The 26,509-nt window shown below is 63.1% G+C and carries 24 protein-coding genes; 1 reads left to right on the top strand and 23 read right to left on the bottom strand.

Features of this window, described 5'->3' with window-relative positions; genetic code table 11:
• Positions 1-165 precede the first annotated feature (165 nt).
• The 23 genes from argF to B5V00_RS12975 all read right to left on the bottom strand — a co-directional run bounded on the left by argF (position 166) and on the right by B5V00_RS12975 (position 25,607).
• On the bottom strand, positions 166-1,074 hold the full coding sequence (gene argF, locus B5V00_RS12865) for an ornithine carbamoyltransferase (protein WP_085011215.1): 909 nt from the start codon (positions 1,072-1,074) through the stop codon (positions 166-168).
• Positions 1,071-2,279 carry an acetylornithine transaminase gene (locus B5V00_RS12870; RefSeq protein WP_085011216.1) on the bottom strand — a complete coding sequence of 403 codons (1,209 nt, stop codon included), beginning with the start codon at positions 2,277-2,279 and terminating at the stop codon, positions 1,071-1,073. The genes argF and B5V00_RS12870 overlap by 4 nt, the downstream gene beginning before the upstream one ends.
• A gap of 103 nt (positions 2,280-2,382) precedes the next feature.
• On the bottom strand, positions 2,383-3,282 hold the full coding sequence (gene argB, locus B5V00_RS12875) for an acetylglutamate kinase (RefSeq protein WP_085011217.1): 900 nt from the start codon (positions 3,280-3,282) through the stop codon (positions 2,383-2,385).
• Positions 3,283-3,380: 98 nt separating this feature from the next.
• A complete protein-coding gene (gene hslU / locus B5V00_RS12880) occupies positions 3,381-4,712 on the bottom strand; it encodes an ATP-dependent protease ATPase subunit HslU (RefSeq protein WP_085011218.1) in 1,332 nt (443 codons plus the stop codon).
• Positions 4,709-5,239 carry an ATP-dependent protease subunit HslV gene (hslV, locus tag B5V00_RS12885; protein ID WP_085011219.1) on the bottom strand — a complete coding sequence of 177 codons (531 nt, stop codon included), beginning with the start codon at positions 5,237-5,239 and terminating at the stop codon, positions 4,709-4,711. The genes hslU and hslV overlap by 4 nt, the downstream gene beginning before the upstream one ends.
• Positions 5,240-5,345: 106 nt before the next feature.
• A complete protein-coding gene (locus B5V00_RS12890) occupies positions 5,346-6,488 on the bottom strand; it encodes a hybrid sensor histidine kinase/response regulator (RefSeq protein WP_085011220.1) in 1,143 nt (380 codons plus the stop codon).
• A gap of 23 nt (positions 6,489-6,511) precedes the next feature.
• Positions 6,512-9,157 carry an alanine--tRNA ligase gene (gene alaS, locus B5V00_RS12895; RefSeq protein WP_085011256.1) on the bottom strand — a complete coding sequence of 882 codons (2,646 nt, stop codon included), beginning with the start codon at positions 9,155-9,157 and terminating at the stop codon, positions 6,512-6,514.
• A 20-nt stretch (positions 9,158-9,177) separates the two neighbouring features.
• Positions 9,178-9,612: a regulatory protein RecX gene (locus tag B5V00_RS12900; protein WP_245803974.1), complete on the bottom strand. Its 435-nt coding sequence runs from the start codon at positions 9,610-9,612 to the stop codon at positions 9,178-9,180.
• A gap of 59 nt (positions 9,613-9,671) precedes the next feature.
• Positions 9,672-10,844: a type IV pilus twitching motility protein PilT gene (locus tag B5V00_RS12905; protein ID WP_085011221.1), complete on the bottom strand. Its 1,173-nt coding sequence runs from the start codon at positions 10,842-10,844 to the stop codon at positions 9,672-9,674.
• Positions 10,845-10,847: 3 nt separating this feature from the next.
• On the bottom strand, positions 10,848-11,870 hold the full coding sequence (gene recA / locus B5V00_RS12910; RefSeq protein ID WP_085011258.1) for a recombinase RecA: 1,023 nt from the start codon (positions 11,868-11,870) through the stop codon (positions 10,848-10,850).
• Positions 11,871-11,921: 51 nt separating this feature from the next.
• The gene (gene thpR, locus B5V00_RS12915) at positions 11,922-12,524 is read right to left on the bottom strand and encodes an RNA 2',3'-cyclic phosphodiesterase (RefSeq protein WP_085011222.1); all 603 of its coding nucleotides are present in this window, start codon (positions 12,522-12,524) and stop codon (positions 11,922-11,924) included.
• On the bottom strand, positions 12,499-14,490 hold the full coding sequence (locus B5V00_RS12920; RefSeq protein ID WP_085011223.1) for an ATP-binding protein: 1,992 nt from the start codon (positions 14,488-14,490) through the stop codon (positions 12,499-12,501). Before B5V00_RS12920 ends, thpR begins: the two co-directional genes overlap by 26 nt.
• A 1-nt stretch (position 14,491) precedes the next feature.
• Positions 14,492-15,010 (bottom strand): CinA family protein, encoded by a 519-nt coding sequence (locus B5V00_RS12925; RefSeq protein WP_085011224.1) that lies wholly within the window; start codon positions 15,008-15,010, stop codon positions 14,492-14,494.
• An 84-nt stretch (positions 15,011-15,094) separates the two neighbouring features.
• Positions 15,095-15,577, bottom strand: a complete 483-nt coding sequence (locus tag B5V00_RS12930; RefSeq protein ID WP_085011225.1) for a phosphatidylglycerophosphatase A family protein — start codon at positions 15,575-15,577, stop codon at positions 15,095-15,097.
• Entirely contained in the window at positions 15,574-16,761 is a 1,188-nt protein-coding gene (gene larC, locus B5V00_RS12935) for a nickel pincer cofactor biosynthesis protein LarC (RefSeq protein WP_085011226.1), read from the bottom strand. Before larC ends, B5V00_RS12930 begins: the two co-directional genes overlap by 4 nt.
• Complete coding sequence (gene larB, locus B5V00_RS12940) at positions 16,758-17,516, bottom strand: nickel pincer cofactor biosynthesis protein LarB (RefSeq protein ID WP_085011227.1); 759 nt, start codon at positions 17,514-17,516, stop codon at positions 16,758-16,760. Before larB ends, larC begins: the two co-directional genes overlap by 4 nt.
• A gap of 120 nt (positions 17,517-17,636) precedes the next feature.
• Positions 17,637-18,203 carry an HDIG domain-containing metalloprotein gene (locus B5V00_RS12945; protein WP_085011228.1) on the bottom strand — a complete coding sequence of 189 codons (567 nt, stop codon included), beginning with the start codon at positions 18,201-18,203 and terminating at the stop codon, positions 17,637-17,639.
• Positions 18,204-18,251: 48 nt separating this feature from the next.
• Positions 18,252-18,611 (bottom strand): DUF3135 domain-containing protein, encoded by a 360-nt coding sequence (locus B5V00_RS12950; RefSeq protein WP_172399750.1) that lies wholly within the window; start codon positions 18,609-18,611, stop codon positions 18,252-18,254.
• Between the two features lie 80 nt (positions 18,612-18,691).
• Positions 18,692-19,756, bottom strand: a complete 1,065-nt coding sequence (locus tag B5V00_RS12955; RefSeq protein ID WP_085011230.1) for a hypothetical protein — start codon at positions 19,754-19,756, stop codon at positions 18,692-18,694.
• Between the two features lie 169 nt (positions 19,757-19,925).
• Positions 19,926-22,196, bottom strand: a complete 2,271-nt coding sequence (locus B5V00_RS12960) for a DNA translocase FtsK (RefSeq protein WP_085011231.1) — start codon at positions 22,194-22,196, stop codon at positions 19,926-19,928.
• 205 nt (positions 22,197-22,401) lie between these two features.
• Positions 22,402-23,193, bottom strand: a complete 792-nt coding sequence (locus B5V00_RS12965) for an undecaprenyl-diphosphate phosphatase (protein WP_085011232.1) — start codon at positions 23,191-23,193, stop codon at positions 22,402-22,404.
• A 33-nt stretch (positions 23,194-23,226) separates the two neighbouring features.
• The gene (locus B5V00_RS12970; protein WP_139800771.1) at positions 23,227-24,918 is read right to left on the bottom strand and encodes an RNase J family beta-CASP ribonuclease; all 1,692 of its coding nucleotides are present in this window, start codon (positions 24,916-24,918) and stop codon (positions 23,227-23,229) included.
• Positions 24,909-25,607 (bottom strand): lysophospholipid acyltransferase family protein, encoded by a 699-nt coding sequence (locus B5V00_RS12975; RefSeq protein WP_245803975.1) that lies wholly within the window; start codon positions 25,605-25,607, stop codon positions 24,909-24,911. Before B5V00_RS12975 ends, B5V00_RS12970 begins: the two co-directional genes overlap by 10 nt.
• 220 nt (positions 25,608-25,827) lie before the next feature.
• Here B5V00_RS12975 and B5V00_RS12980 point away from each other — a divergent pair, with 220 nt between their 5' ends.
• Positions 25,828-26,292, top strand: coding sequence for a single-stranded DNA-binding protein (locus B5V00_RS12980; protein WP_085011233.1), 465 nt, complete (start codon positions 25,828-25,830; stop codon positions 26,290-26,292).
• Positions 26,293-26,509: the final 217 nt, after the last annotated feature.

Here is a 26,509-nt window from a genome sequence, read left to right on the forward strand (position 1 = left end):
AAGTTGAAAATTAAGTTCGGCTAAGGGCTAAGGGCTAAGGGCTAAGGGCTAAGGGCTAAGGGCTAAGGGCTAAGGGCTAAGGGCTAAGGGCTAAGGGCTAAGGGTTGTCTTTTCTCCTTTAGCCTTTGGCCATTAGCCGCTTTTGCCCTTACCCGCTTTTGCCTTTTATCCCATCAGGGTTGCCATAATCGCCTTCTGGGCGTGGAGACGGTTTTCTGCTTCGTCGAAGACCACCGATTGCGGTGACTCGATCACCTCGTCGCTGATCTCTTCGCCGCGATGGGCCGGCAGGCAGTGCAGCACAATCGCGTCCTTCGCCGCCGCGTCGAGGACCCGTCGGTCGAGCTGGAATCCGGCAAAGGCGCGGCGGCGCTTTTCCGCCTCCTCTTCCTGCCCCATGCTGGCCCAGACGTCGGTCGACAGGACATCGGCGCCATCCGCCGCTTCCAGCGGATCGCTGGTAAAGCTGAGGTCGGCGCCGAGCTGTTCGGCGCGGGCGACCACGTCGCTGTCGGGGCGGTAGCCTTCCGGGGTGGCGATCCGCAGCCTGAAGCCGAGGACCGCGGCGGCGTTGATCCAGCTGTTGGCCATATTGTTGCCGTCGCCGATCCAGGCGAAGGTCAATCCCCGGTAGCCGCCCTTGTGTTCGATGACGGTGAAAATATCGGCCATCAGCTGGCAGGGGTGGTAGAGATCGGTCAGGCCGTTGATGACCGGGGCGTCCGACCATTTCGCCAGCTCTTCGACCGCCTGCTGAGAGTAGGTGCGGATCATGATGCCGTCGCAGTAGCGGGCCATCACCCGGCCGGTATCCCTGACCGGTTCGCCGCGTCCCATCTGGGTGGTTCCCGAATGCAGGAACAGGGCGTGACCACCGAGCTGGTGCATGCCGACCTCGAAAGAGACCCGGGTACGGGTCGAATTCTTTTCAAAGATCATCGCCAGGGTTTTGCCTTCCAGCAGCCGGTGCGGTTCACCGCGTTTCTGCCGGGCCTTGAGATCGCCGGTGAGGGCGAACAGCTGGTCGAGGTCCGCCTTGCTCCAGTCGCTGAGGCAGAGAAAGTCTTTCTTCATCGGGTTGCTCCTGGCATCTCTCGGAAAATATCTTCAAGAATGTCGATCGCCTGATCGACTTCACTGCGGCTGACGATCAGCGGAGGCACCAGGCGCAGCACCTTGCCGACCGTGCAGTTGATCAGCAGGCCCTTCTGCATCGCCCGGACGACGATGTCGGCGCCCTCGATATCGAGTTCGACGCCCAGCATAAGGCCGCGGCCGCGAACCTCGCGGATAAAGGAGAAGTCCTTTTTCAGCTGTTCCAGGCGGAACCGAAGGTAGGCGCCGACGGCGATACAGTTGTCCAGCACATGCCCTTCGAGCAGCACCTTCATGGTGGCGATGCCGGCGGCGGCGACCAGCGGGTTGCCGCCGAAGGTTGAACCGTGGGTGCCGGGGCCGAAACTGGTGGCGACCTCCTCCGTGGACAGCATCGTGCCGATCGGCGAACCGCCGCCGAGGGCCTTGGCGAGGGTCATGATGTCCGGTTCGACGGCGTCGTGCTGGTATGCGAAGAGGTGACCGGTACGGCCGCAGCCGACCTGGACCTCGTCGAAAATCAGCAGCAGCTGGTGCCTGTCGCAGAGCTGCCGTACCTGCTTCAGGTAACCGGCGGGGGGCAGGTTGACGCCCCCTTCGCCCTGAACCGGTTCAAGTAACACGGCGCAGGTTTCGGGGGTGATCGCCGCTTCGAGGGCGTCGATCTCGCCGAAGGGGACGTAGCTGAAGCCGGGGACCGTCGGAGCGAAACCGGTCCGAACCTTGTCCTGCCCGGTGGCGCTGATGGCACCGATGGTCCGGCCATGAAAGGATTCGAGGGCGGTGATGATGCCGGAACGGTCGGGGCCGCGCTTGTCCAGACTGTATTTGCGCGCCAGCTTGATCGCCGCCTCGTTGGCCTCGGCCCCCGAATTGCAGAAAAAAGCCCGGTCGGCGAAACTGTTGGCGGTCAGCAGTTCGGCCAGTTCGATCTGCTGGGGGATGTGGTAGAAGTTGGAGCAGTGCAGCAGGGTCGACGCCTGCTGCTGCAGGGCCGTGACCACCTGCGGGTGACAGTGACCGAGATTGTTGACCGCGACCCCGGCCAGAAAGTCGAGATATTCCCTGCCGTCGACATCCCACAGCCGGCAGCCGGCGCCGCGTACCGGGACCAGTGGGTAGCGGCCGTAGGTGCGGGTGATGACGTGCTCTCCCCGTGATATCCAGTTGGCTGATGTGGTCATATGGTTCCCTTCGGGAACAGGCGCGGGGTGCGGGGCGAGGGGCGCGAGGTCGAATGGGCCGCCAGGGGCGGCCAACAGAACCTCTTGCCCCGAGCCTCGTGCCTTACGCCCGGGGGTTTTCAAAATCGGCAATCGCGGTGCCGATTCCCTTGTCGGTGAAAATTTCCAGCAGACAGGCGTGTTCCATCCGCCCGTCGATGATATGGGTCTTGCCGACCCCGGCCCTGACCGCCTCGACGCAGCAGTTGGCCTTCGGGATCATGCCGCCGGTCAGGGTGCCGTCGGCGATCAGTTCCGCCACCCGGCAGTGGTCGATGGTCGAGATCAGCTTGCCGTCCTTGCCGCGGATTCCATCGACATCGGTCAGCAGGATCAGTTTTTCCGCCCGCAGCGCCCCGGCGATACGCCCGGCGACCAGGTCGGCGTTGATATTGTAGGAACGGCCGTCGGCACCGATGCCGACCGGGGCGATGACCGGAATGAAGTTGTTCTGTTCCAGCGCCTCGATGATCTCGGGATTGATCTGTTCGACTTCGCCGACCATGCCGATATCGATGATTTCCGGGGTCAGGGTGTCTGGATTGATCTGTTTCATTTCCAGCTTGCGGGCGGTGATCAGTCCGCCGTCCTTGCCGGTCAGACCGACCGCCCGACCGCCGTGGCGGTTGAGGTTGGCGACGATCTCCTTGTTGACCTTGCCGCCAAGGACCATCTCGACCACTCCCATGGTCGCCGCGTCGGTGACCCGCATCCCCTGCACAAAGCGGGTTTCGATTCCCATCGCTTCGAGGACCTGGCCGATCTGCGGACCGCCACCATGTACCACCACCGGGTTGAGACCGATGTATCTCATCAGAATGATGTCGCGGGCGAAGCTTTCCTTGAGCCGTTCCTCGACCATGGCGTTGCCGCCGTACTTGATGACGATGGTCTTGCCGTAGAAGCGTTTGATCCACGGCAGCGCCTCGGTCAGGACATTGGCCTTCTCAATCAGTTTCTGCATAGTCGCTTTGCTCCAGGCTGCGGGCACAGGGCGCCAGGCGCAGGGGGTGGTTTTCCCCGACGCCCGGTGCCTCGGGCCTGTGACCCGGCGGGGCCGGGTTACAGTATATACCTCGACAGATCCTCGTCCTCGACGATGTCGGCCAACCTGTCACGCACGTAGTCGGCGTCAATGGTCAGGCGTTTCTCGGCCATCTCCGGAGCGTCGAAGGAGATCTCTTCGAGCAGCCGTTCCATGATCGTGTGCAGCCGTCGGGCGCCGATATTCTCGGTGCGCTCGTTGACCAGTGCCGCGGTGCGGGCGATCTCGTGAATCGCTTCATCCTCGAAGGTCAGCTCCAGCCCCTCGGCTTCCAGCAGGGCAATGTACTGGCGCATCAGGGCGTTGCGCGGTTCTGTGAGGATGCGGACGAATTCCGCCTCCCCGAGACTCTCCAGCTCGACCCGGACCGGGAACCGCCCCTGCAGCTCCGGGATCAGGTCGGACGGCTTGCTGACATGGAAGGCGCCGGCGGCCAGGAAGAGAATATGGTCAGTCCGGATCGGCCCGTGCTTGGTGTTGACGGTGCTGCCCTCCACGATCGGCAGGATATCCCGCTGGACTCCCTCGCGCGAGACCTCCGGCCCCTGCATCCCCTCGCGGGCGGCGATCTTGTCGATCTCGTCGATGAAGATGATGCCGCTCTGCTCGGCGCGGGTGCGGGCGAGCTGCTTGACCTGGTCCATGTCGACCAGCTTTTCGGCCTCGGTCTGCACCAGGATTTCGCGGGCTTCGCTGACCTTGATGCGCTGGCGCCGGGTCTTCTTCGGGAACAGGTTGCCGAACATCTCCTTGATGTTGAAACCCATCTCCTCGGTGCCCTGCGGGGTGAAGACTTCCATGGTCGGTATGTTGCTCTCCTGGGTTTCCAGTTCCACGAAGCGGTCGTCAAGCTTGCCGTCGCGCAGCAGCTTGCGCAGTTTTTCCCGGGTTGAGCCCGGTTGGGCGGCGGCGGTTTCGTCGAAACGATGCGCCTCACCGGGCAGCAGCAGGTCCAGCAACCGTTCTTCGGCGACATCCTCCGCCTTGACCCGGACCTTTTCGGCCTCCTCCTCCTTGACCATGACGACGGCCAGTTCCAGCAGATCACGGACCATGCTTTCGACATCGCGGCCGACATAGCCGACCTCGGTGAATTTGCTCGCCTCGACCTTGACGAAGGGGGCCTGGGCCAGCTTGGCCAGCCGGCGGGCGATCTCGGTCTTGCCGACCCCGGTGGGGCCGATCATGATGATATTCTTCGGCGCGATTTCCTCCCGCAGTTCCGGAGCGACCTGCTGCCGGCGCCAGCGGTTGCGCAGGGCGATGGCAACCGAGCGCTTGGCCTTCTGCTGGCCGATGATGTAGCGATCCAGTTCCGAGACGATCTCGCGCGGGGTGAAATTGGTCACGGCAGCGCCTCCACGGTGATTTGCTCATTGGTGTAGATGCAGATGCCGGCGGCGATCCGCAGTGACTGTTCGACAATGGCGCGGGCGTCGAGATCGGAATGGGCGGTCAGGGCGCGGGCGGCGGCCAGGGCGAAGCTGCCGCCGGAACCGACGGCGGCAATGCCGTCATCCGGCTCGATGACATCACCGGCGCCGGAGAGAACCAGGGTGGTTTCGCTGTCAGCGACAATCAGCAGTGCTTCGAGACGGCGCAGCACCCGGTCGGTGCGCCAGTCCTTGGCCATCTCCACCGCGGCGCGGGTCAGGTTGCCGCGGAATTCCTTCAGTTTCGCGTCGAATTTTTCAAACAGGGTGAAGGCGTCGGCGGTGCTGCCGGCGAATCCGGCCAGGACCTGGTTGTCATGCAGTCGGCGGATTTTGCGCGCGGTATGCTTCATGACGGTGTTGCCGAGAGTGACCTGGCCGTCGCCGGCCAGGGCGACATCTTTGCCTTTGCGCACGCAGATGATAGTGGTGCCGCGGAACATGGGTTTCTCCTCAACGGGAACCGGAGTCCCCGAGTCGCTGCAGGTCAATTTGCGAAAAACGCAAATATATCATAGCGTGACGGGGAGAAAAAGAACGAAAGCAGCCTCAACGGTCTTCTTTTTCGGGCGCGAGCGGCAGGCTCAGGGAGAATGTGGCGCCACGGCCGGGGCGGCTTCGCACCTCGAGTCGCCCACCGTGCGCGCGGAGAAACTCCCGCGCGTAATAAAGCCCGAGACCGAAGCCGCGGATCTGCCCGGTGTTGTCAGGATCGATCTGGTAGAATTTTTCGAAGATTTTCTGCTGCTGATCCGGGGCGATGCCCGGCCCGTTGTCGGTCACGCTGAGTTCGATGTATTTCGCTCCGGCCGTTGCCGTCAAAGTGACCCTGCCGCCGTCGGGGGTGAATTTCAGGGCATTGTCGAGCAGCGCCCGCAGGCAGAAACTGATCTGCTCCCGGTCGACTCTGACCGCGGGCAGATCGCCCGGCAGATCGCAGACCATCTCCAGTCCGTGCCGGGTGGACTGCTCCCGCAGGTCGACCAGGATGGCGGGGACGAGATCGGCAAGATCGATCGGGGTGCGGTGGGGCGGGCGGGGGGTGAGAACCTTGTCGCTGTACTGCAGCAGATCCTGGATGAGGCTGGCCAGGTAGCTCGACTCTTCCTGGATCAGTGCGAGGTTGCGGTGGAACGCGGCATCCGGGTGGTTTTCGAATTCCCGCGCCAGGTTCTGAATGAACAGCGAGATAACCGTAACCGGGGTCTTCAGCTTGTGCGAAATCAGGCCGAGAAAGTCGCTCTTGAGCTGATCCATCTTCTGCAGTTCGATCAGCTCCTCGCGCAGGCTTATTTTCTCCAGCGCCTTGCCGATGGTGGTGCGCAACTGCAGCAGGTTGATCGGTTTACTGATAAAATCATCGGCGTTCAGCTTCAGTGACCGGAGAATGACCTCCTTGTCACCGTAGCCGGTCATCATCACCACCGCCCGGTTGGGATTCTGCTGCTTGATCTCCCGCAGCAGGTCAAGGCCGTTCATGCCCGGCATCATGACATCGGTCAGGACCAGGTCGACCGGTTCTCTGCCCAGTGTTTCCAGGGCTTCCCGGCCATCCGCGGCCTGCAGGGTGCGGTAGTTGTCCAGGACCCTGGCGCAGAGATCGCGGAGCACTTCTTCGTCGTCGACGATGAGAATGGTGCGATCGGACTGCCGTTGTTCCGGGGCGGGCCCCGGACGGGGCGATAATTTCATGAAGGTGCCGATTTCCCTTTGGTTCAGCCGCCCAGTTGCTCCTTGATCAGTGTCGTGGTCTGTTCAAGAGTAGCGGCCAGCTTGGCCGGCTCGCTGCCGCCGGCCTGGGCCAGGTCGGGGCGACCGCCGCCCCGGCCGCCGATGCCGGCGGCCAGTTTGCCGATCAGTTGTCCGGCATGCAGCCGGTCAGTCAGGTCTTTGCTGACGGCGACCAGCAGGTTGGCCTTGCCGTTGAATTCACAGCCGAGGGCCAGCACGCCGCTGCCGAGTTTGTCGCGCAGCTTGTCGGCCATCTCGCGCAGCTGTTTGCCGTTCATGCTTTCCACCGGCGTGGCCAGCACCTTGATGCCGGCGACCTCAACCGTTTTGGCCAGCAGATCTCCGGCCTGGCCGGCCTGCAGTTCAGAGCGCAGTCTGCTGACTTCCCGTTCCAGTTCCTTCTGCTGTTCGAGCAGTTTTTCCAGCCGCTGCGGCAACTGCTCCGGGTCGGCTTTGATCAGGCCGGCCGCGCCGTTGAGAACCTGTTGCTGCTGTTGTACCCGTTCCAGGGCGCACTGGCCGGTGACCGCCTCGATGCGGCGGACGCCGGCGGCGATGCCGCCTTCGGAAATGATGCGGAACAGGCCGATGTCGCCGGCCGCCTCGGCATGGGTGCCGCCGCACAGTTCTTTACTGTAATCATCAATGCTGATGACCCGCACCACATCCCCGTATTTTTCACCGAACAGGGCCATGGCGCCGGCTTCCCTGGCGGCATCAGCGGACATCTCCTCGGCCTGGACTGCGGCATTGGCGCGGATCTGGCGATTGACCTCGATTTCGATGCGGCGCAGTTCGTCGTCGCTGAGAGGGGAGAAATGGGTGAAGTCGAAACGCAGCCGCTCCGGTTCGACCAGCGAGCCGGCCTGCTTGACATGGTCGCCGAGGATGCGCTGCATGGCCGCCTGCAGCAGGTGGGTGGCGGTATGGTTGATGACAATCTGCCGGCGGCGTTCGGCGTCAACCCGCAGGGTGGCCCGATCACCGGTCCGGATGGCCCCGGTGACCACTTCGCAGAGGTGGACGTGAAGATCCGGCAGCGGTTTCCTGGTGTCGAGAATGCGCAGCGTCGCGTTGGCCGTGCAGATCTCGCCGGTGTCGCCGACCTGGCCGCCCGATTCCCCATAGCAGGGGGTGACGGCGGTGATGACGTCGACGGTTTCGCCGCAGGCCGCTTCGTCGATCCGTTCGCCGCCGCGGACCAGGGCCAGCACGTCTCCCTGGTCTTCAAGGGTCTGGTAGCCGCTGAAACGGCTGCGGATGCCGGCGTCGACCAATTGCTTGTAAACCGCCGAAATCGCTTCCTCTCCGGATCCCTTCCAGTGCTCGCGGGCCTTGGCGCGTTGCTGCTCCATGCAGCTTTCGAAGCCTTCCTCATCCAGGCTGAAACCGTCCTTTTCGACGATGTCGGCGGTCAGGTCGACCGGAAAGCCATAGGTGTCGTAGAGTTTGAAAACCGTCTCGCCGGGGATGCGGGACCGGCCGTCGGCTTTGAGCTTGGCCACTTCGTCCTGCAGAATCCGCAGGCCGTTGCCGAGGGTCTGGATGAAACGATGTTCCTCGTTCTGCACCACCCTGGCGACGAAATCCCGGCGTTCGGCTTCCTCGGGGTAGGCCTCGGCCATGAACTCAAGTACGAATACGGCGGTCCGGTAGAGGATCGGGTCTTCGAAGCCGAGCATCTTGGCATGACGCATGGCGCGCCGCATGATCCGCCGCAGCACGTAGCCGCGGCCCTCGTTGGAGGGGAGCACGCCGTCGGCGATCAGGTAGGCGGTGGCGCGGCTGTGGTCGGCCAGGACCCGCATCGAGACATCATCGTCTTCCCGGTCGCCGTAACGCTTGCCGGAGAGCTGCTCGATATTGCGGATCACGTCCCGCAGCAGGTCGGTGTCGTAATTGGAGGTGACTCCCTGCATCACGGTGGTGATCCGTTCCAGTCCCATGCCGGTATCGACGGCCGGTTTCGGCAACGGCACCAGGGTGCCATCCGGTTGACGGTCGAACTGCATGAAGACGTTGTTCCAGATCTCCATGTAGCGGTCGCAGTCGCAGCCGACGGCGCAGTCGGGACTGCCGCAGCCGGTGCCGGGGCCGTTGTCCCAGAAGATTTCCGAACAGGGGCCGCAGGGACCGGTGTCGCCCATCGACCAGAAATTGTCCTTTTCACCGAAGCGGAAGATCCGTTCTTTCGGAACCCCCTCCTGCTTGTGCCAGATGTCGGCCGCCTCGTCATCGTCGGTGTAGACGGTGACATAGAGGCGGTCAGTGTCGAGCTGCAGCTCTCCGGTGAGGAACTCCCAGGCGAAGGCGATGGCTTCCGGTTTGAAATAATCACCGAAGGAGAAGTTGCCGAGCATTTCGAAGAAGGTGTGGTGGCGGGCGGTGCGGCCGACGTTCTCGAGGTCGTTGTGCTTGCCGCCGGCGCGGACACATTTCTGCGAGGACACGGCACGGACATAGCTGCGTTTTTCGGCGCCGAGAAAGCAGTCCTTGAACTGGTTCATGCCGGCGTTGGTGAACAGCAGGGTCGGATCGTTGTGCGGCACCAGGGAGGAGGAGGAGACGATGGTGTGTCCCCTGGCGGCAAAGTAGTCGAGAAATTTCTGGCGGATCTGGCTTCCGGTCAACATGTCTGGTGCATCCTTCTTTATCGTTCACTGTTGAGCGCGGCGAGAATCTCCCCGAGGGGAAATCCGCGGCGCAGAAAAAAATTGACCACCCGGCGACGCCGGGCGTCATCCGCCCGGGCATAGTCAAATCCTGGATAGCGTCGCGCGGCCAGGTCGCTGATCAGGTTTCCGCGGTCGGTCCGGGCGTCGACAGCGGCGCAGGCCTGTTCCACCAGGCTGCTTTCAATCCCGCGTTTTTTCAGTTCAAGTTCCAGGCGCCGGCCGACCGCCCGGCCGCTGCCGGCGAGGCTGCGGGCGAGCTGTTCGGCATAGCGGCGATCATCCAGGTAGCCGAGCTGCCGGCAGCGTTCCAGGACCTCCGCAACGGCCGCGGTGTCAAAACCGCGCCGCAACAATTTGCGCTGCAACTCGGCGCGGCTGTGGTCCCGGCGGGTGAGCATTCGCAGGGCCACGGGCCAGGGGTCCTGCTCCCGTGCCCCGGAGCGATTCTTGCGCTCCCGGTCATCCACGCCTAGAGACGGTCGAGGTGGATGGTCTCGCCATCCTTGAGGACATCCCGTCCCTCGATCTTGGCATCCTTGTCCTCAAAATCTTCCCAGGTGCCGTCCGAGGTGGAGGAGACTCCCGACATCTTGAGTTTGAAATCATCGGGGTTGGAACTTTGTCGCAGGGCTTCGTCGAAGGTGATCAGCTTCTTCTGCAGCAGCTGCATCAGCGACTGGTCGAAGGTCTGCATGCCGTAGGCGACATAGCCCTGGGCGATGGTGTCGCGCAGCAGTCTGGTCTTTTCCTTGTCCTCGATCAGTTCCCGTACCCGTGCCGAGGAAACCATCACCTCGATGGCCGGCACCCGGCCCTTGCCGTCGGCGCGCGGTACCAGCCGCTGGGAGATGACCCCCTTGAGGATCGACGCCAGCTGCATGCGGACCTGGCGCTGCTGGTAGGGGGGAAAGACGCCGATGATCCGGTTGATGGTCTCCGGGGCGTCGACCGTGTGCAGGGTGGAGAGCACCAGGTGACCGGTTTCGGCGGCGGTGATGGCGGTCTCGATGGTCTCGTAGTCGCGCATCTCGCCGACCAGGATGACATCCGGGTCCTGGCGCAGGGCACTCTTCAGGGCGATGTCGAAGCCCTCGGTGTCGAAGCCGACTTCGCGCTGGTTGATGATGCTCTTCTTGTCGCGGTGCAGGTACTCGATCGGGTCCTCGATGGTGACGATGTGAGCGGTGCGGTGGTTGTTGATGTGATCGAGCAGGGCCGACAGGGTGGTCGACTTGCCGGAACCGGTGGCGCCGGTCACCAGGATCATGCCGCGCGGTTCATCGGCCAGTTTTTTCAGCACCGGAGGCAGCAGCAGCTGGTCGATGCTCTTGGATTCAAAGGGGATGGTCCGGAATACCAGGGACACCGAGCCGCGCTGCAGAAAGGCGTTGACGCGGAAGCGGCCGAGTCCGGGAACCCCGTAGGAGAGGTCGACTTCGTGGACATCCTCCATCCGCGCCCGCTGAACATCGTTCATGATGTCGTGGGCGATCTGCCGGGTCTCCTCCGGGCTGATGCGCGGCGCTTTCGGCAACGGACGCAGGCTGCCGTCGATGCGATAGATCGGCGGCAGCCCTGCCTTGAGGTGGATATCGGACGCCCGGGCCTTGAGCGCCAGTCCAAGAATATCATTCAGTTCCATGCGTCAGGCTCCCTGTGCCTCCGCCGGGTTGTCAAGCAGGCCGAAATGCTCCAGCAGCTTCGCTTCGATGGCGTCGGCGGTTTCCGGATGTTCGCTGAGGAAGATCTTGGCATTTTCCCGTCCCTGGCCGATCCGTTCACCGGCATAGGAATACCAGGCGCCGCTCTTGTCGACGATGCCCTGTTCGACGCCGAGGTCGATGATGTCGCCGACGCGGGAAATGCCGCGCCCGTACATGATATCAAATTCCGCCTCCTTGAAGGGCGGGGCGATCTTGTTTTTCACCACCTTGACCCGGGTGCGGTTGCCGATCACATCCTGGCCCTGCTTGATGGCGGCGATGCGGCGGATATCCATGCGCACCGAGGCGTAGAATTTCAGCGCGTTACCGCCGGTGGTGGTTTCCGGGTTGCCGAACATGACGCCGATCTTCATGCGGATCTGGTTGATGAAGATGACGCAGCAGTTGCTCTTGCTGATGGTTCCCGTCAGCTTGCGCAGCGCCTGTGACATCAGTCGTGCCTGCAGACCGACGTGAGCGTCTCCCATCTCTCCCTCGATCTCGGCGCGCGGCACCAGGGCGGCGACCGAATCGACCACCAGCACGTCGATGGCGCCGCTGCGAACCAGCACCTCGGTGATTTCCAGTGCCTGCTCGCCGGTATCGGGCTGGGAAACCAGCAGATCGTCGGTGTTGACGCCGAGGTTCCCGGCATAATGCACATCCAGGGCGTGCTCGGCATCGACAAAGGCCGCGATGCCGCCTTTCTTCTGCGCTTCGGCAACGATATGCAGGGCGAGAGTGGTTTTGCCAGACGACTCGGGACCGTAGATCTCGATGACCCGGCCGCGGGGAACGCCGCCGATGCCGAGGGCGATGTCCAGCGACAGGGCGCCGGTCGAAATCGCTTCGACGTCCGGCAGGCTGTTGTCGTCGCCGAGGCGCATGATGCTGCCTTTGCCGAACTGTTTTTCGATCTGCCCCATGGCCAGTTCGATGCTGCGAGTGCGATTGTTGTCCGCCATGATTTCCATGTCCTCCCGTTCAGGTTGGGATCAGGTTAGTCCGGTGTCGTGTCAGGATATGTCACACTGTCCAAGTGGAACCTTTGCCCGCGGCAGGTGCCGGGCGCCGCCGGGCAGCAGGCGGCTTTCATAGAGCACCATGCTGCCGATGCGAAGCCGTCCGCCGTCAACGGCGCCGAGTCGGGTCAGCGGTTCGCTCAGGTCAAGCGGCCGGCCCCGGATGCGACCGAGAGTCAGGTGCGGGCGGAACGGTTTCGCGTCCGGCGGGATGCCGCAGCTGCGAAGTGCGTCATCAAGTTTTCGGTGCAGTCGGGTCAGCCGCGTGAGCGAATCCGGCCCCAGCCAGATGACCCGCGCCCGGCGTGGTGTCGGGAAGGCACCGAGCTGCTGAAGGTGGATTTCGAAGGCCGCGCTTAAACGAGCTACCGATAGCATAGAAACAGCAACTTGTTCAAGCGTTTCCTCGTTCCAGTCTCCCAGGAAACGGAGGGTCAGGTGGAGGCTGTCAAGTCGGCTCCAGCGGATTGGCGGAAGGATGGCGGCCATCTGCCGTTGAATGGCCGCGAGATGTTTTCTGCATTCTTCCGGCAGCGGGATGGCGATAAAGCTGCGGCGGAGGTCGGCAGCTTCAGGTCCCGGTGGCGGCGACGGCATCCGTCTCCCCTTCAAGCGGCAGTACGATGTGGAAACTGCTGCCCCGACCGCCGTCGGCAGTGCCGGCCGATTCGACCCAGATCATCCCGCCGTGGGCTTCGATCATGCCGCGCACCAGGGTCAGGCCGAGGCCGACTCCCTTGCCGCCGAAACTGGCCTGCGAAGTGTGGTGACTGGTGATCTCACCGACTTCATAGAACTTGTCGAAGATACGGACCTGCTCTTCAGGGTCGATGCCGACTCCGGTATCGCGGATGGTCAACTGCAGGTAGGCGGGATGCAGCGGGCGATCGAAGAAGTTGGTGGTGAAGGGTTTCAACGTTTCCTTGCGGCCGACCAGGTCGGCGGCCGCAATATTCCGCCCGGTAATGTCGATCATGCCGCCGGGCGGGGTGAACTTGGCGGCATTTTCCAGCAACCGCTGCACGGCCCGCCGCAGATGGTCGGGGTCGCCGTACAATTCGATTTCGGGCAGCAGGTCGATGGAAAGCTGCAGCTGCAGCTTTTCCAGACGGCTCTCCAGGTTGCTGCCGATGCTTGAGAGCAGCGGGACCAGGCGGATCTTTTCCTTGCCGAGGTAGATGCTCTGGGCTTCAAGCCTGGCCACTTCGAGCAGATCGTTGACAATTTCCTGCAACCGCTCACCCCCGCGATGGACCGCCTGCAGCAGTTGCCGCTGCTGTTGATTCAGCAATTCGCTGTTGTCGAGCAGCAGTTCCGATCCGGAAAGAATGTAGGTCAGCGGGGTGCGCAGCTCATGGGAGGCCAGGGCGAGGAAATTGTTTTTCATCCGTTCCAGGCGTTCCAGGGTGCGGGTCGCTTCCTGCTGGCGGCGCAGGTTTTCCTTCAACCGGTGGCGGGACGCCTCGAGCTCCCGGTTGCTGGCCTCGGTCAGCCGGTTCTGCCAGCGCAGGGCATCGAGCAGCTCGGCCCCTTCGACGGCGGTTCCGGCCTGGCGGCCGATGGCCATCAGCAGTTGGGTCTCCTCGCGGGTGAAGACCCGTGCCTTGCGGCTGTAAATGAAGAGAACGCCGAGGGTGCGGGCAGCGATTCCGATCGGAACCGCCAGAAATCCTTTCCAGCCGTCCTCCAGAACCGTCTTCGACCAGCGTCGTCGATCATGGTTGAGGTCGGTGGTGGAACGCGGCCGGCCGTTGCTGATCACCCTGCCGATCAGCCCCTGGTCGGGGCGGATGCGGGCCAGTTCCCGGTTGACCTCGGAGGAGATGTTCAGACCGGCCGCAAGGTGCAGGGCGCTGCCGGCATGCCGCAGCAGGAAAATGCCGCCGCCGGTGGTGTCGAGGGTTTCGACGACCGTTTTCAGCAGTCCGTTGAGCAGGCTCTGCAGATCCTGACTGGAGGCGGCGCTGTGGGCGATGCGGTTGAGCAGGGCCAGGTCGCGGTTTTTACGACGCAGTTCGTTTTCAATCTGCTTGATCGTGGTGACGTCGCGGACGGTTCCGTGAACTACCTGCTCATTGCCCAGGGTGCCGAGCCGGGCATGGACAGCGCCGATGAAGGTCGAGCCGTCCTTGCGGCGGAACAGCAGTTCCCCCTCTTCTCCATAGCCGTACTTGCGGACCTTCTTGACCAGGCGCTGGTAGCGGCGTTTCTGGTGTCCGGGAAACAGGTTGTCGAGATTCATCCCGGCCAGTTCCGCGGCGGAATAGCCGAGCAGTTCACAGACGGCCCGGTTCTGTTCCACCAGGCGCTCGCCGGCGGCATCGAGAAAAAACATCGCGTCACCGGCAAAGGTGAGCAATTGCCGGCTGCGCAGGCGGGCCGCGCTGACGTCCTGTTCCAGCGTGTCGATGTGCCGCTGCCGGGCTTCCAGCTCCGCGGCAAGCTTGCGAGCCTGTCTCCGGCTGCGGGCCAGTGCCAGGCCGAGGATGAAGAAGGCCGCCAGGAGAAGCAGGAACAGGATCAGACCGGCAACGGTTGAAAGTTCGGTGAGCGGCAACGGCATCTCAATCCTCCTGCAGATGCCTGCGGGCCGCGGACTGCAGCCAGTCCAGGGCCTTTGCCAGTGTCAATTCCCGGATGCGACGGCGGCTGCCGCTGAGGGACAGGCGCTCGCAGTGGAGCTGGTCGTCATCGGCCAGGGCCAGGTAGACGGTGCCGACCGGCTTCTCAGCCGTTCCGCCGCCTGGCCCGGCAATGCCGGTGACCGCCAGTCCGAGATCGGTCCCCGCCGCGGCACGAACACCGCGTGCCATGGCTTCGGCGCACTCGCTGCTGACCGCGCCGACCCCGTTGAGGATTGCTTCGGGAACCTGCAGCCAGTCCCGTTTGGCGCTATTGGCGTAGCAGACCACGCCCCGCTCGAGAAAGGCCGAGGCGCCGGGAACTTCGGTCAGCCGGGCGGCGATCAGACCGCCGGTGCAGGACTCCGCCAGCGCCAGGGTCAGACCGGAGCGGATCAGCAGCTCGGCAGTGACTTTTTCGCTGCCGGTTGGCGGAACCTCTATGTCGATGGCGTCGGTCATGGGCAAAGGTTTGATTGAGGTTCAAGGTTCGAGGTTCAAGGTTCGAGGTTCGAGGCTGATAACTGCCAACTGATAACTGATAACTCAAGTAAAGATTGCCAGGCAGAAGCGCAGGGCCAGGGCGGCGTAGATGCCGGCGGCGACGTCGTCGAGGACGACTCCGAGACCGTTTTTCATCTCCCGGTCAAACCAGGATGCGGGCGGCAGTTTGGCGATGTCGAAGAGGCGGAAGAAGAGGAAGCCGAGGATTGCCGCTGTCCAGCTGAAGGGCAGCAGGGCCACCGTGACCAGGTAGCCGAGCAGTTCATCGATAACGATGCGTCCGTCGTCGGCAACCCCGTAATAGCGGCCGGCACGGTCGGAGACGCGAACAGCGATGACCAGCAGCAGCAGCCAGACCAGGGTATAGAGAAATCCGCCGAGATGGCTGAGCAGCCAGAAAACCGGTATCCCGGCCAGGGTGCCGAAGGTTCCCGATGCGACCGGCGCCAGGCCGAGACCGACGTTGGTCGCCAGCAGCAGCGCCAAGCGCGGTTCTGTGCCGCGAGCGTGATCCGCTTCCGTCATTCCTGCTCCTTCCGGGGGAAGAGTCCGTCGGCTGCCCGTTCGACAGCGCGGTAGACCTCTGGCAAATCAATCTGATGCCGCTCGGCGAGTTGCCGGCAGTCTTCGAATTCGGGGGTGACCCGCAACAGCCTGTCCCCGTCGAAGAAGAGTTTGACCGCGACCTCGCCCCAGGGTGTTGCAACCCGGCCCGCCTCCCGGCGCAGCTTCAGGCGCCGCTGCAGGTCAATGCGGACTCCGCCGGCGCTGCTCTGGCGCAGCAGCTGCTGCGCCAGAGCGTCGGCCTGCTCCGGCCGCGCCAGGATGCGGACCGCCGTTGCCGGGCGGTTTTTCTTCATCTGCAGCGGACTGAAAGCGACGTCCAGGGCTCCTGCCGCAAGCAGCTGGTCCATCAGGTGACCGAGCCATTCCGGGTTGCCGTCGTCAAGGTGGCTTTCCAGCACCGCGACCTGGTCCCGTTGCGGATCCGAATTTTGGCTGTGGCCGAGAAAACCACGCAGCAGGTTGGGCCGGTCGGCAAGATCGCGTCCCCCGACACCGCAGCCGACCCGGTCGAGCCGCATCGGCGGCAGGGAACCGAAACGTGCCAGGGTGACGGCGATGGCCGCCCCGGTGGGAGTGACCAGTTCATAACCGGAATCGGCATCGCAGACCGGGTGCCCGGTCAGCAGTTCGGCGGTGGCCGGAGCGGGCAGCGGCATGCGGCCGTGGGCGGTGGTGACGAACCCTCGACTGAGCGGCAGCGGAGCACAGATCAGCTGTTCGATGCCGAGCAGGGAGAGCCCCAGGGCCGCGCCGCAGATATCGATGATCGCGTCGACGGCGCCGACTTCGTGAAAGTGGACCTGGTCGATATCGCAGCCGTGGACCTTTGCTTCGGCTTCGCCCAGACGCCGGAAAATCCGCCGGGCCGTATCACGGACTGTTTGCGGAAGGTCGCTGTCGGCCAGCATGGTGTCAATTTCTTTCCAGTGTCGCTGCGGTTGACCGGGGTCGCAGAGAACCTCGACCCGCGTGCCGCCGAGTCCGTGGCGGGATTCGCGACCGATCCGCAACCGCCAGCCGCTGAGCGGCAATCCTTTCAACCCCTCTTCCAGTTGCCGTGCCTGCAGCCCGAGATCGATCAGCAGACCGAGCAGCATGTCTCCTGAGATGCCGGAAAAGGTGTCGAGATAGAGGGTCTTCATGCCGGTTGTCGTCTCAGAATGCGCGCGGCGGCGAAGGCGGCGCCGAAACCGTTGTCGATATTGACCACGGTGACTCCGCCGGCGCAGGAATTGAGCATGCCGAGCAGGGCGGCAACGCCGCCGAAGGCCGCGCCGTAGCCGACCGAAGTGGGTACGGCGATGACCGGGACCGCGACCAGTCCGCCGACGACTGAAGGCAGGGCCCCTTCCATCCCGGCGACAACAATGATCGCCGCGGCCCGGCTGAGAGGATCGGTTTCAGCCAGCAGTCGATGGATGCCGGCGACGCCGACATCGGTCAGTTCCTCAACCTCGATTCCGAACATGCGGGCGGTCACCATCGCTTCGCGGGCGACCGGCAGGTCGGACGTCCCGGCACAGGCAATCAGCAGCGGTCCCCGGTGCAGGTCGGGCAGGGGGGACAACTGCAGGCAGAAGGTCCGGGCGAGAGGATCGTAGTCCCCCTCGGGCCAGCGGCTGACCAGGAGCCCGCCTTTCTCTTCATCCAGCCGGGTGACGAGAATATTCCGTTGTCGACCGGTCATGGCGGAGACGATGGTCAGCAGCTGCTCCGGGGTCTTGTTTTCGCCGAAGATGACCTCGGGGGATCCCTGCCGCAATTCGCGGTGATGGTCGATCCGGGCGATGCCGATATCCTCGAAAGGCAGATGCCGCAGCCGTGCCAGCCCTTCATCAAGATCCATCCGGCCGTCCCTGATCTCGGCCAGGAGATTTTTCAATTCCCGTTGGTTCATAAAGAGTCAAAGCCCGTTGCGGTGGCAGGAAAAGATTAAACTATAACAGCCGACTGAGGCTTTGCCAATCACGGAGCGGGACTCCGGCCCCGGGAACGGCCGGCGCTGTGAGCGAGGTGGCTACAGCCCCAGGTCGTCGGCGATGTCCTGCAGGGCCCTGAGCGACAGTTCGCAGAATTCATCGAGAGGAATGCCGGCCTGTTCGCATTCCCGGATGATGTCACGGTTGGCGCCGGCGGCGAAGGCCTTTTCCTTGATGCGCTTGCGGACCGACTTTGGTTTGACGGAGGCGAGTTTCTTGTCCGGGTAGACCAGCGCGGTGGCGATAACCAGCCCGGTGATGGTCTCGCCCGCCGCCAGTGCGTGGTGAAAGGTGGAACTGCGGCGGTCGGGGTGGGCCTCCTCGTTGTGCAGGCGGATCGCCTCGATGATCTCGGCATCGAGGCCCCGTTCGGAGAGAATCCGCACCGTCTCGTGAGTGTGGCGCGTCAGGTCGTCGGCCGTCCGTTCGACATCCAGATCGTGCAGCAGTCCGGCCAGTCCCCACTGTTCTTCGTCGGTTCCCAGTCGGCGCGCCATGGCGCGCAGCACCGCCTCGCTGGCCAGGGAGTGTTTGATCAGGTTGGGACTTTCAATGTGTTGCCGAACCAGGTCGAGAGCCTGGTCACGGGTTATGCCGTAGCTCATTGCCGTCTCCCGTGGGGGTGAGATTTGAAAAACGGGTTCCTGTCTTCCTTATCCCGCCTGCCTGGTGGCGGAGCGCCGCAGGGGGATCACCCTGCAGACCTCGCGGTTCGATTCCCGTTCGTTGAGAACTTTTTCCGGGTCGTGGAGGATGTCGTGAAACTGGCGAAATTGTTCCCAGAAAATTTCCACCATTTTGTTCATCCGCGAGAGGGGATCGGAGCACTGGGCGAGGGCGTTGTCAATCCGGAATTGCAGACCCCGGGCGCGGTGGCGGTGATGTTCGGGGAAACTGGCGATGGTCTGTTCAATAATGGCGCGGCTTTCGCGCTCGAACTGCTCCGGGTCGGTGTCGGTCAGGGCGCTGAGGCGATCGATGATGGCCCGGGTGTCGTCAACTTGCGGCAGCATGGGATACCTCCGTCGGTTGTGCCGGCATGCCGGCCTTTCTTTCTCCCGAGGCAGTGCGTTCAGCCCTGACCCGGCTCCAGTCATTCAATCCGTTCCTCGGCGAAACGGGGCATAAGATAGCGTTGAAACAGACGTTGCTGCAGATCGTCGGAGTCGGCGCCGTCCATCTGCAGTTCGGCATGCAGCAGCAGCGGATCGGCGATCCGGGCGCTCTGCGGGCGCCAGCCCTGCCAGTGGTCGGCATGGCCGAAGCGTTTCAACAATCGAATCCGGCCGTTGGGGTCGGGGATCAACTGAAGTCGCAGCATGGTGCGCAGGGCATCACCGTCGTAGTGCAGGCTCGCTCCGTCGGTTGTTCCCTGCTGCAGCAGCAGACAGGCGCCGAGGCGGCCGCCGACGAGAACTGTCTCTGTCAGCCCCTGCTGTTCGATCAGGTTCGGCAGGTCCGGGATCTTCAGTCCGGCGGCGAGGCGGCATCTCTGGCACTCGAGGAGCGGCTGCAGCCGCTCACCGTAGCCGAGTTCCCAGCGCAGCAGCAGTTCATGACGGGATCGCAGCAGGCGCTGTCCGCCGCTGTTTTCCAGGTAGCCGAGTTCTTCAAGCTCGCGCAGGATCGGGCCGACCGCCCCGAGGGCGATGCCCGCCTCGCCGGCCAGGTCCCGGTAGGTCCAGCGCGCCGCCTGCGGCACCCGCAGCAGCAGGAAAACAAGTTTCAGTCCGGCCGGCTGGAAGGCCCGGCTGCTGCGCCCTCGGCGCTCCACGCGTTTGCGGCCGCTGACTTCAACGTAGAGAGGCGGACGCTGCAGGCTGGCGTTGCCGGCGGCATCGACATAATCAATGCCGCTCTGGCGGAGTTTGCGGCTTAAATCCTCGGTGATGTAATCGGTCACCAGCAGGGAACGGTCGGGGGCGGGGCCGTTTTTGATCTGGTTGATGGCGATCTCGGCACCGGCGGTTGAAAGTCGCAGCCGGGTCATGACCCGGTAGTCGAGTTCTCCCCAGGGGCCCTTGAGATGAAGGGCATCGGGATCGGCGGGGTTGCTGCCGGGTTCGATATAGGCCGCTTCGCAGCCCCGCAGGGAACGCAGGTTGCGCAGGCAGTCTTCAAGCGTTCGTTTTTCGTTGTCGGTCAGATTGCGTCCCATCCCAGCGGCTCCTTGTTCATCATTGTAGCCTGTTCAGTGATTGTGAACAAGGGGGTAACGGTGAACGTGGCTTCAGAAAACGGGATCGAGGATCGAGGATCGAGGTGTGAGGTGTGAGGTGTGAGGTTGAAACCTTGAGCCTTGAGCCTTGAACCTCGATCCTGAACCCTCACATCTTGCCGATAAACACCTCGCGCGGACGGCTGGTGCCGTCGGAGGGGCCGACGATTCCTTCCTGCTCCATCTTTTCGATCATCCGCGCCGCCCGGTTGTAGCCGAGGCGCAGGCGGCGCTGCAGCATCGAGATCGAGGCCTGGCGGGTCTCACTGATGATGGCCAGGGCTTCATCCCACTTTTCGTCGTAGTCATCATCGACGCTGCCGCTGTCGGCAGCGGCCGGGGCTTCGAGGATGCTCTTGTCGTACTCGGGATCACCCTGTTTTTTGAGAAAATCAACCACCCGCTGGACTTCCAGTTCGGAGACGAAGGCGCCGTGAACGCGCTGCAGGACCCCCGTTCCGGGTGGCAGGAAGAGCATGTCACCCATGCCGAGCAGGCTTTCGGCCCCCATCGAGTCGAGGATGGTGCGCGAGTCGGTGCGCGAGAAGACCTTGAAGGAGATGCGCGTCGGGAAGTTGGCCTTGATCAGGCCGGTGATGACATCGACGCTCGGCCGCTGGGTAGCGAGAATCAGGTGGATGCCGGCGGCGCGGGCCATCTGTGCCAGGCGGGCGACGCTCTCCTCGATTTCGCGGCCGGCAACCATCATCAGGTCGGCCAGTTCATCGACAATGACGACGATATAGGGCAGGTGGCCATGGTCGAGCACCTCTTCCGGATCCGGAATCGGAGCATCGGGGTCGAGCGCTTCGGTCACCTCCTCGACAACCATCTTTCCGCGCGCCCTGAGTTTTTCCGCCTCTTTCTCTTCTTTGGCGATCTTCTTGTTGTAGCCGTCGATATTGCGTACGCCCTTGTCGGCCATCAGCTTGTAGCGCCGTTCCATCTCCCTTACCGCCCAGGCCAGGGCCAGCGACGCCTTCTTCGGGTCGGTGACCACCGGCAGCAGCAGGTGGGGAATCCCCTCGTAGATGGAGAGTTCGAGCATTTTCGGGTCGACCATGATCAGCCGTACGTCGTGCGGCGTCGCCCGGTAGAGGAGCGAGAGAATCATGGTGTTGATGGAAACCGACTTGCCGCTGCCGGTCGAACCGGCGACCAGCAGGTGGGGCATCTTGGCCAGATCGGAGACCACCGTATGGCCGAAGATGTCGTTGCCGAGCGCCATCGGCAGCCGGCCGCCGCTTTTCTGGAATTCCGGCGACAGGAAAATATCCTTCAGGTAGACGGTTTCCCGCTGCTTGTTGGGAATTTCGATTCCGACCACGCCGCGGCCGGGAATCGGCGCGACAATGCGGATCGACAGCGCCTGCAGGGCCATCGCCAGGTCATCGGCCAGCCCGGCGATCTTGTTGACCTTGACGCCCGGCGCCGGAGCGAACTCGTACATGGTGACCACCGGACCCGGCTTGACCTCGGAAACCTCGCCGTCGACGCCGAAGTCTTTCAGCTTTTTCTCCAGCAGGCGGGCGTTCATCATCAGCGCGTCGCGGTCGACGGGCGGCGCCGGAGCACCCTCGTGGTCAAGCAGGTTGAGGGTCGGCGGGTGGTAGGTGCCGGTCGGTTCGAGAAACTCGAACGCCTCCTGCTCTTCCGGCGGCTCCTTCTTTCTGCGTTTGCCGCGGGTAACCTTGGGGGCGGGCGGCGGCAGCTGCACCGGTTCGGCCTGGACAATGATCGGTTCCTTGTCCAGTCTGACCCCTTTATCCAGGGCCTTCTGTTTTTTTCGGGCGCGTCGCGCATCCCGGCGCTTGTTGAGAAAGGTTCCGGCCCGCTCGGCCAGGCCTTCCAGGAAAAGCACCAGGGAAAAACGCGCCACCAGCATGAAGGCGACCAGGAAAAAGACCAGCAGCACGATGAAGGCGCCGGTGAGGTTGAGATAGCCGCGCAGCAGATCAGCGAACATCCGGCCCAGGGCTCCGCCGGCCTCGTTGATCGGCTGGCCGAAGGGGCTGACCAGCCGCCAGTGCAGGGCCAGCAGGCCGTCAAGGCTCAGCAGCAGCAGCAGGAAAGCGCCGATCTTGTAGAGGCGCACCTTGACATCGCGGAACTTGAGCAGCCGCCAGGCGAACAGAAAACAGGCCAGCGGCACCAGGAAGGCCGGCAGGCCGATAAGCTGAAAGAAAAGGTCGGCCAGATGGGCGCCGACCACACCGCCGAAGTTGTTGATCTGCGCTGGGTGCAGGTTGTTGTTGAAGGAAGGATCGTTGATGTTGAAGGAGACCAGGCTCAACAGCGTGAAGATGCCGAAGGCCAGCCAGAAAAAACCGGCGATTTCCTTTTGCAGGTGCTCGCGGAAAAATGGTTTGTCGTCGCTCATAACCTGCGCACTATAGCCTACTCGAAAGGGTTTTGGCAATCAGGCCGCTGACTTGTACCTGGCGGGTGGATGAAAAATGCCCATCTGTCATTTTGTCCTCGCCCGTGGTGGCGACGCACTTTCCCGTCAGGCCTTGTCCCGCAGGATTCCGGACGCCTTGAACCTGGATATTTTGGCTCAGCCCAGGGGGCGTTTCAATGTCCTGCTAAAGATTCAGTAACAGCACCAGCAGCCCGACCGCCCAGCAGTAGATACCGAAGGCCGCCAGCCGTCTGCGGCGGATGACGCCCATCAGCAGGTGTATCGAGAACAGTCCGACGATGAAAGCAGCCGTGGCCCCGGCCAGGTAGGCCGGCAACGTCCCGGTCGCGACCTGCTGCAGGTCCCTGATGGAAAGCAGGGTGGCGCCGCCGACGGCGGGAAGGGCCAGCAGAAAGGAAAAGCGCGCCGCGGTCTCGCCCTCGACGCCCCTCAGCAGCAGGGTGGCGATGGTTGACCCGGAGCGGGAAATGCCCGGCATGATGGACAGCCCCTGGGCGATACCGACCAGGATGGCATCGACGGCTGTAAGGCGGCTTTCGTCGCGTCGGCCGTTGCGGAAGCGTTCACAGATGAAGAGCAGGGTGCCGGTGACCAGCAGCATGGAGGCCACCAGTGGAATGTTGTCGAACAGTCCTTCAAAGGTCTCTTTGAAAGTGAGGCCGATGATGCCGGTTGGAATCGAGGCCAGCAGCAGCAGGCCGAGCAGACGGAAATTCTTCCGCTGTTCGTCGGTGCGGCGCAGCGGCGAGACGATCAGCGCGGCCAGTTCGCTCCGGAAGTAGATGACTACCGCCAGCATGGTGCCGAGGTGTAGCAGCACGTCAAACAGGACGCCCGGTTGTTCGAAGCCGCGCAGGTAGTGCTGGGCGATGGCCAGGTGGCCGGAACTTGAAATCGGCAGGAACTCCGCAACACCCTGCACGACGCCGAGAAAAACAGCTTGTCCCAAAGTCATTTATTAAATCCCTCCGGATATGCGGATATAAAGTCAAAGTTCCAGGATAAAAGGCAATATCAGGGGCCGCCGGTCGATCGTCTTGTTGAAGAAACGGCGCAGGGTGCGGCGCACCTCGACCCGGATTTCCTCCCAGTCAGAGACGGCATCCAGGCTGTGTTCAGCCAGCATCTCCCGGACCTTCTGCGCCGCTTCGGCCAGATACGCTTCGCTGTCCTCTTCGGGGACGAAGCCGCGGCTGAAGATTTCCGGACCGTAAATAATTTCGCCGCTCGCCTGGTTGAGGGCCAGGATGACATTGACCACCCCGTGGTGAGCGAGATGACTGCGGTCGCGCAACTCCGGCGCTCCAAGATCACCGACCCCGCGTCCGTCGATGAAGACCCGGCCGGTCTCGACCCGTTCTTCCCGTCTGGCGCCGTCGGCCGACAGGGTGAGCGGCTCACCGTTGCCGAGAATGAAGATATTGTCCTCCGGAGTTCCCATCTCCCGTGCCAGGGCGGCGTGATGCACCAGGTGACGGTATTCGCCGTGGACCGGTACGAAGTAACGCGGCTTGACCAGGCTGTGCAGGGTCTGCAGTTCGTCACGCGAGGCATGTCCGGAGACATGCACTTCGCTGGTGGTTTCGTAAAAGACCTGCGCCCCGCGCCGGTAGAGCTGGTTGATCAGGTTGCTGATCGCCTTTTCATTGCCGGGGATGAATTTTGACGAGAGGATGACGGTGTCGCCGGTTTCAATCTGCAGTTGCTTGTGGTCGGCGGCCGCCATCCGCGACAGGGCCGAGCGCGGCTCCCCCTGGCTGCCGGTGGTCAGCAGCAGGATCTGTTCCGGCCGGGCGGCACGGTAACCGTGCAGATCGAGCAGGGCGTCGTCGGTGATGTGCAGGTAGCCGAGCTGCCGGGCAATGGCGATATTGGCCACCATGCTGCGGCCGTTGACCAGTACCTTGCGGCCGACCGCCGCGGCGGCGTCGAAAACCTGCTGGATGCGGTGGATGTTCGAGGAAAACGTGGCCACCACCACCTTGCCGCTGCAGTTCGGCAGCAGAGCGTTGAAGGCTTCACCGACGGTTCGTTCCGACAGAGTGTGACCCTCATGTTCGACGTTGGTGGAGTCGGCCAGCAGCAGCAGGGTGCCCTCATCGCCGCAGGCGGCGAGTCGCTCCAGGTCCGTCGGCTGTCCGTCGACCGGGGTTGGATCGAGTTTGAAGTCGCCGGTATGGACGATCTGCCCGGCCGGGGTCTGCAGGATCAGACCGGCGCCGTCGACAATCGAATGGGCGGCACGGTAGAATTCGGCGCTGAACGGTCCCAGGGCGATCGGTTTGCGCAGTTCAACTTCACGCAGGTCGGCCGTCTTGTCGAGATCATGCTCGGCCAGCTTGCTGCGCAACAGGCCCAGGGTCAGACGGGTGGCGTAGACCGGCGGTGAACCGAGATCCTCCAGCAGGTAGGGAAGGGCGCCGATATGATCTTCGTGGCCATGGGTCAACAGGATGGCGAGGATGTCCCGGCGGCGTTCCCTGAGTACGCTGATATCGGGGATGACCAGGTCGATGCCGAGCATGTGAGCCTCGGGGAACATCAGTCCGCAGTCGATAAGCAGCAGCTTTCCGGCCGCCTCGACGGCCAGCATGTTGAGGCCGATCTCTCCCAGCCCGCCGAGAGGCAGGATACGGACGGCTTTGCTGTCTGCGGTCAGTGGCGCCGGTTTCAAGCTGATTCCCCCAGGTGGGCGGCAATCGGGGCGCGTACCGCCGCGATCAGGTTATTGATCTGGCGGACGGAAAGGTCGCGGGTTTCGATGGGCGGGAAGAATGTCACCCGGATGCGGCCGCCGTGGACGACGCGGCCGTATTTGGGCATGACCTGGTAGCTGCCCCGGATCGCCACCGGTACAATCGGCACCCCGGACTGCAGGGCCACCATGAAGCCGCCTTTCTTGAATTCCTGCAACCGGCCGTCTTCGGTGCGGGTGCCTTCCGGGAAGATGACGACCGAGGAACCGGCGGCGATGCGGGCTGCCGCGGTCTTCATGCCTTCCAGCGCCTTGCGGCGGTCTCCACGTTCAACCGGGATGTAACCGGCCCGCCGCATGGCCCCGCCGAAGGCCGGAATACGGAACAGTTCCGCCTTGGCCAGCCAGCGGAACTGCACCGGGATCCCGGCCAGCAGGGCGAGGATGTCGGCGTTGCTCTGGTGGTTGGCCATGAAGACCACCGGCCGGTCGCGGGGTATCTGCTCAAGGGATTCCAGTTCAAGGGAAATTCCGGTCAATACCAGACCGATGCGGCCCCAGAGTCGTGCCCAGTTGTGCACCGCGTCGGCCCCGATCCAGGAGATGGGAATGACGAGCAGGCTCATCAGCAGGGTCAGGGGTAGAACGGCAAGGTAGAAAATAAGTGTGCGCATAATCGCGGAACTCCATCGATTTCTCAAGATTGGCAGTCTAGAGGAGCGAGCCGGGGGCGTCAATGATTTTGCCTTCGCCCCTTTACACTCCAGCCTGATTTGGCTACACTCATTGCCGATTGGAACCCCGGCTTCCCGGGCTGATCCCGGGCGTGCCCTTTTCCGGTTCCTTCTGCCCGATTTTCGTCATCCATTTCAATCCTCAGGAAGGATCTTCACCATGTCCGTCAACAAGGTCATTCTGGTCGGCAACCTCGGCAAGGACCCCGAGTTGCGTTACACACCCACTGGTACCGCGGTCTGCAATTTCTCCATCGCTACCACCGAACGTTTCAAGGACCGCGACGGCCAGCAGCAGACAAAGACCGAGTGGCACAACATTGTCGTCTGGCGGCAGCTGGCCGAGATCTGCGGCAAGTACCTGCACAAGGGCAAACAGGTCTACATCGAAGGCAAGATCCAGACTCGATCCTATGAGGACCGGGACGGCAACAAGCGCTACATCACCGAGATCGTTGCCGATGAAATGCGCATGCTCGGCGGCCGCAACGACGAGGGTTACCAGCGACCCGCTGCTCCGGCTCAGCCGCAGCAGCCACAGGCACAGTCGTCGGCGCAGCAGCAACCGGCGTCCGGTGGCTTTCAGGAGCCGGGGTACAACACCGACGACGACATCCCTTTTTAGGCAGCTGATGAAAAACGCCCATCTGCTTCGTTGTCCTTCCCCCGCGTCAACGACGTACCTTCCGGTACGCCTTATTCCGTGGGGTGCGGACGCCTCGCATCTGGACATTTTTGCTCAGTCTGGCAGCCTGGGCATGGATAGTCCGACATAGCTGCCTGGGAAGCTGACTTTTTCAATGCCCTGCCAGATCCCCGGCCGCTTTGCGCGGTCGCTCCGG

It is taken from the genome of Geothermobacter hydrogeniphilus (genome assembly GCF_002093115.1).
Classification (GTDB): Bacteria; Desulfobacterota; Desulfuromonadia; order Desulfuromonadales; family Geothermobacteraceae; genus Geothermobacter_A; species Geothermobacter_A hydrogeniphilus.

Coding starts and splice junctions, on each gene's coding strand:
- argB (WP_085011217.1), bottom strand. CDS start 3,282: ATGCAGAAACTGATTGAGAAGGCCAATGTCCTGACCGAGGCGCTGCCG.
- B5V00_RS12960 (WP_085011231.1), bottom strand. CDS start 22,196: ATGAGCGACGACAAACCATTTTTCCGCGAGCACCTGCAAAAGGAAATC.
- hslV (WP_085011219.1), bottom strand. CDS start 5,239: ATGTTCCGCGGCACCACTATCATCTGCGTGCGCAAAGGCAAAGATGTC.
- B5V00_RS12890 (WP_085011220.1), bottom strand. CDS start 6,488: ATGAAATTATCGCCCCGTCCGGGGCCCGCCCCGGAACAACGGCAGTCC.
- recA (WP_085011258.1), bottom strand. CDS start 11,870: ATGGCGGACAACAATCGCACTCGCAGCATCGAACTGGCCATGGGGCAG.
- B5V00_RS12930 (WP_085011225.1), bottom strand. CDS start 15,577: ATGACGGAAGCGGATCACGCTCGCGGCACAGAACCGCGCTTGGCGCTG.
- B5V00_RS12980 (WP_085011233.1), top strand. CDS start 25,828: ATGTCCGTCAACAAGGTCATTCTGGTCGGCAACCTCGGCAAGGACCCC.
- B5V00_RS12870 (WP_085011216.1), bottom strand. CDS start 2,279: ATGACCACATCAGCCAACTGGATATCACGGGGAGAGCACGTCATCACC.
- larC (WP_085011226.1), bottom strand. CDS start 16,761: ATGAAGACCCTCTATCTCGACACCTTTTCCGGCATCTCAGGAGACATG.
- B5V00_RS12925 (WP_085011224.1), bottom strand. CDS start 15,010: ATGACCGACGCCATCGACATAGAGGTTCCGCCAACCGGCAGCGAAAAA.
- B5V00_RS12905 (WP_085011221.1), bottom strand. CDS start 10,844: ATGGAACTGAATGATATTCTTGGACTGGCGCTCAAGGCCCGGGCGTCC.
- B5V00_RS12965 (WP_085011232.1), bottom strand. CDS start 23,193: ATGACTTTGGGACAAGCTGTTTTTCTCGGCGTCGTGCAGGGTGTTGCG.
- B5V00_RS12920 (WP_085011223.1), bottom strand. CDS start 14,490: ATGCCGTTGCCGCTCACCGAACTTTCAACCGTTGCCGGTCTGATCCTG.
- argF (WP_085011215.1), bottom strand. CDS start 1,074: ATGAAGAAAGACTTTCTCTGCCTCAGCGACTGGAGCAAGGCGGACCTC.
- B5V00_RS12945 (WP_085011228.1), bottom strand. CDS start 18,203: ATGAGCTACGGCATAACCCGTGACCAGGCTCTCGACCTGGTTCGGCAA.
- B5V00_RS12975 (WP_245803975.1), bottom strand. CDS start 25,607: ATGCGCACACTTATTTTCTACCTTGCCGTTCTACCCCTGACCCTGCTG.
- B5V00_RS12950 (WP_172399750.1), bottom strand. CDS start 18,611: ATGCTGCCGCAAGTTGACGACACCCGGGCCATCATCGATCGCCTCAGC.
- larB (WP_085011227.1), bottom strand. CDS start 17,516: ATGAACCAACGGGAATTGAAAAATCTCCTGGCCGAGATCAGGGACGGC.
- thpR (WP_085011222.1), bottom strand. CDS start 12,524: ATGCCGTCGCCGCCACCGGGACCTGAAGCTGCCGACCTCCGCCGCAGC.
- B5V00_RS12955 (WP_085011230.1), bottom strand. CDS start 19,756: ATGGGACGCAATCTGACCGACAACGAAAAACGAACGCTTGAAGACTGC.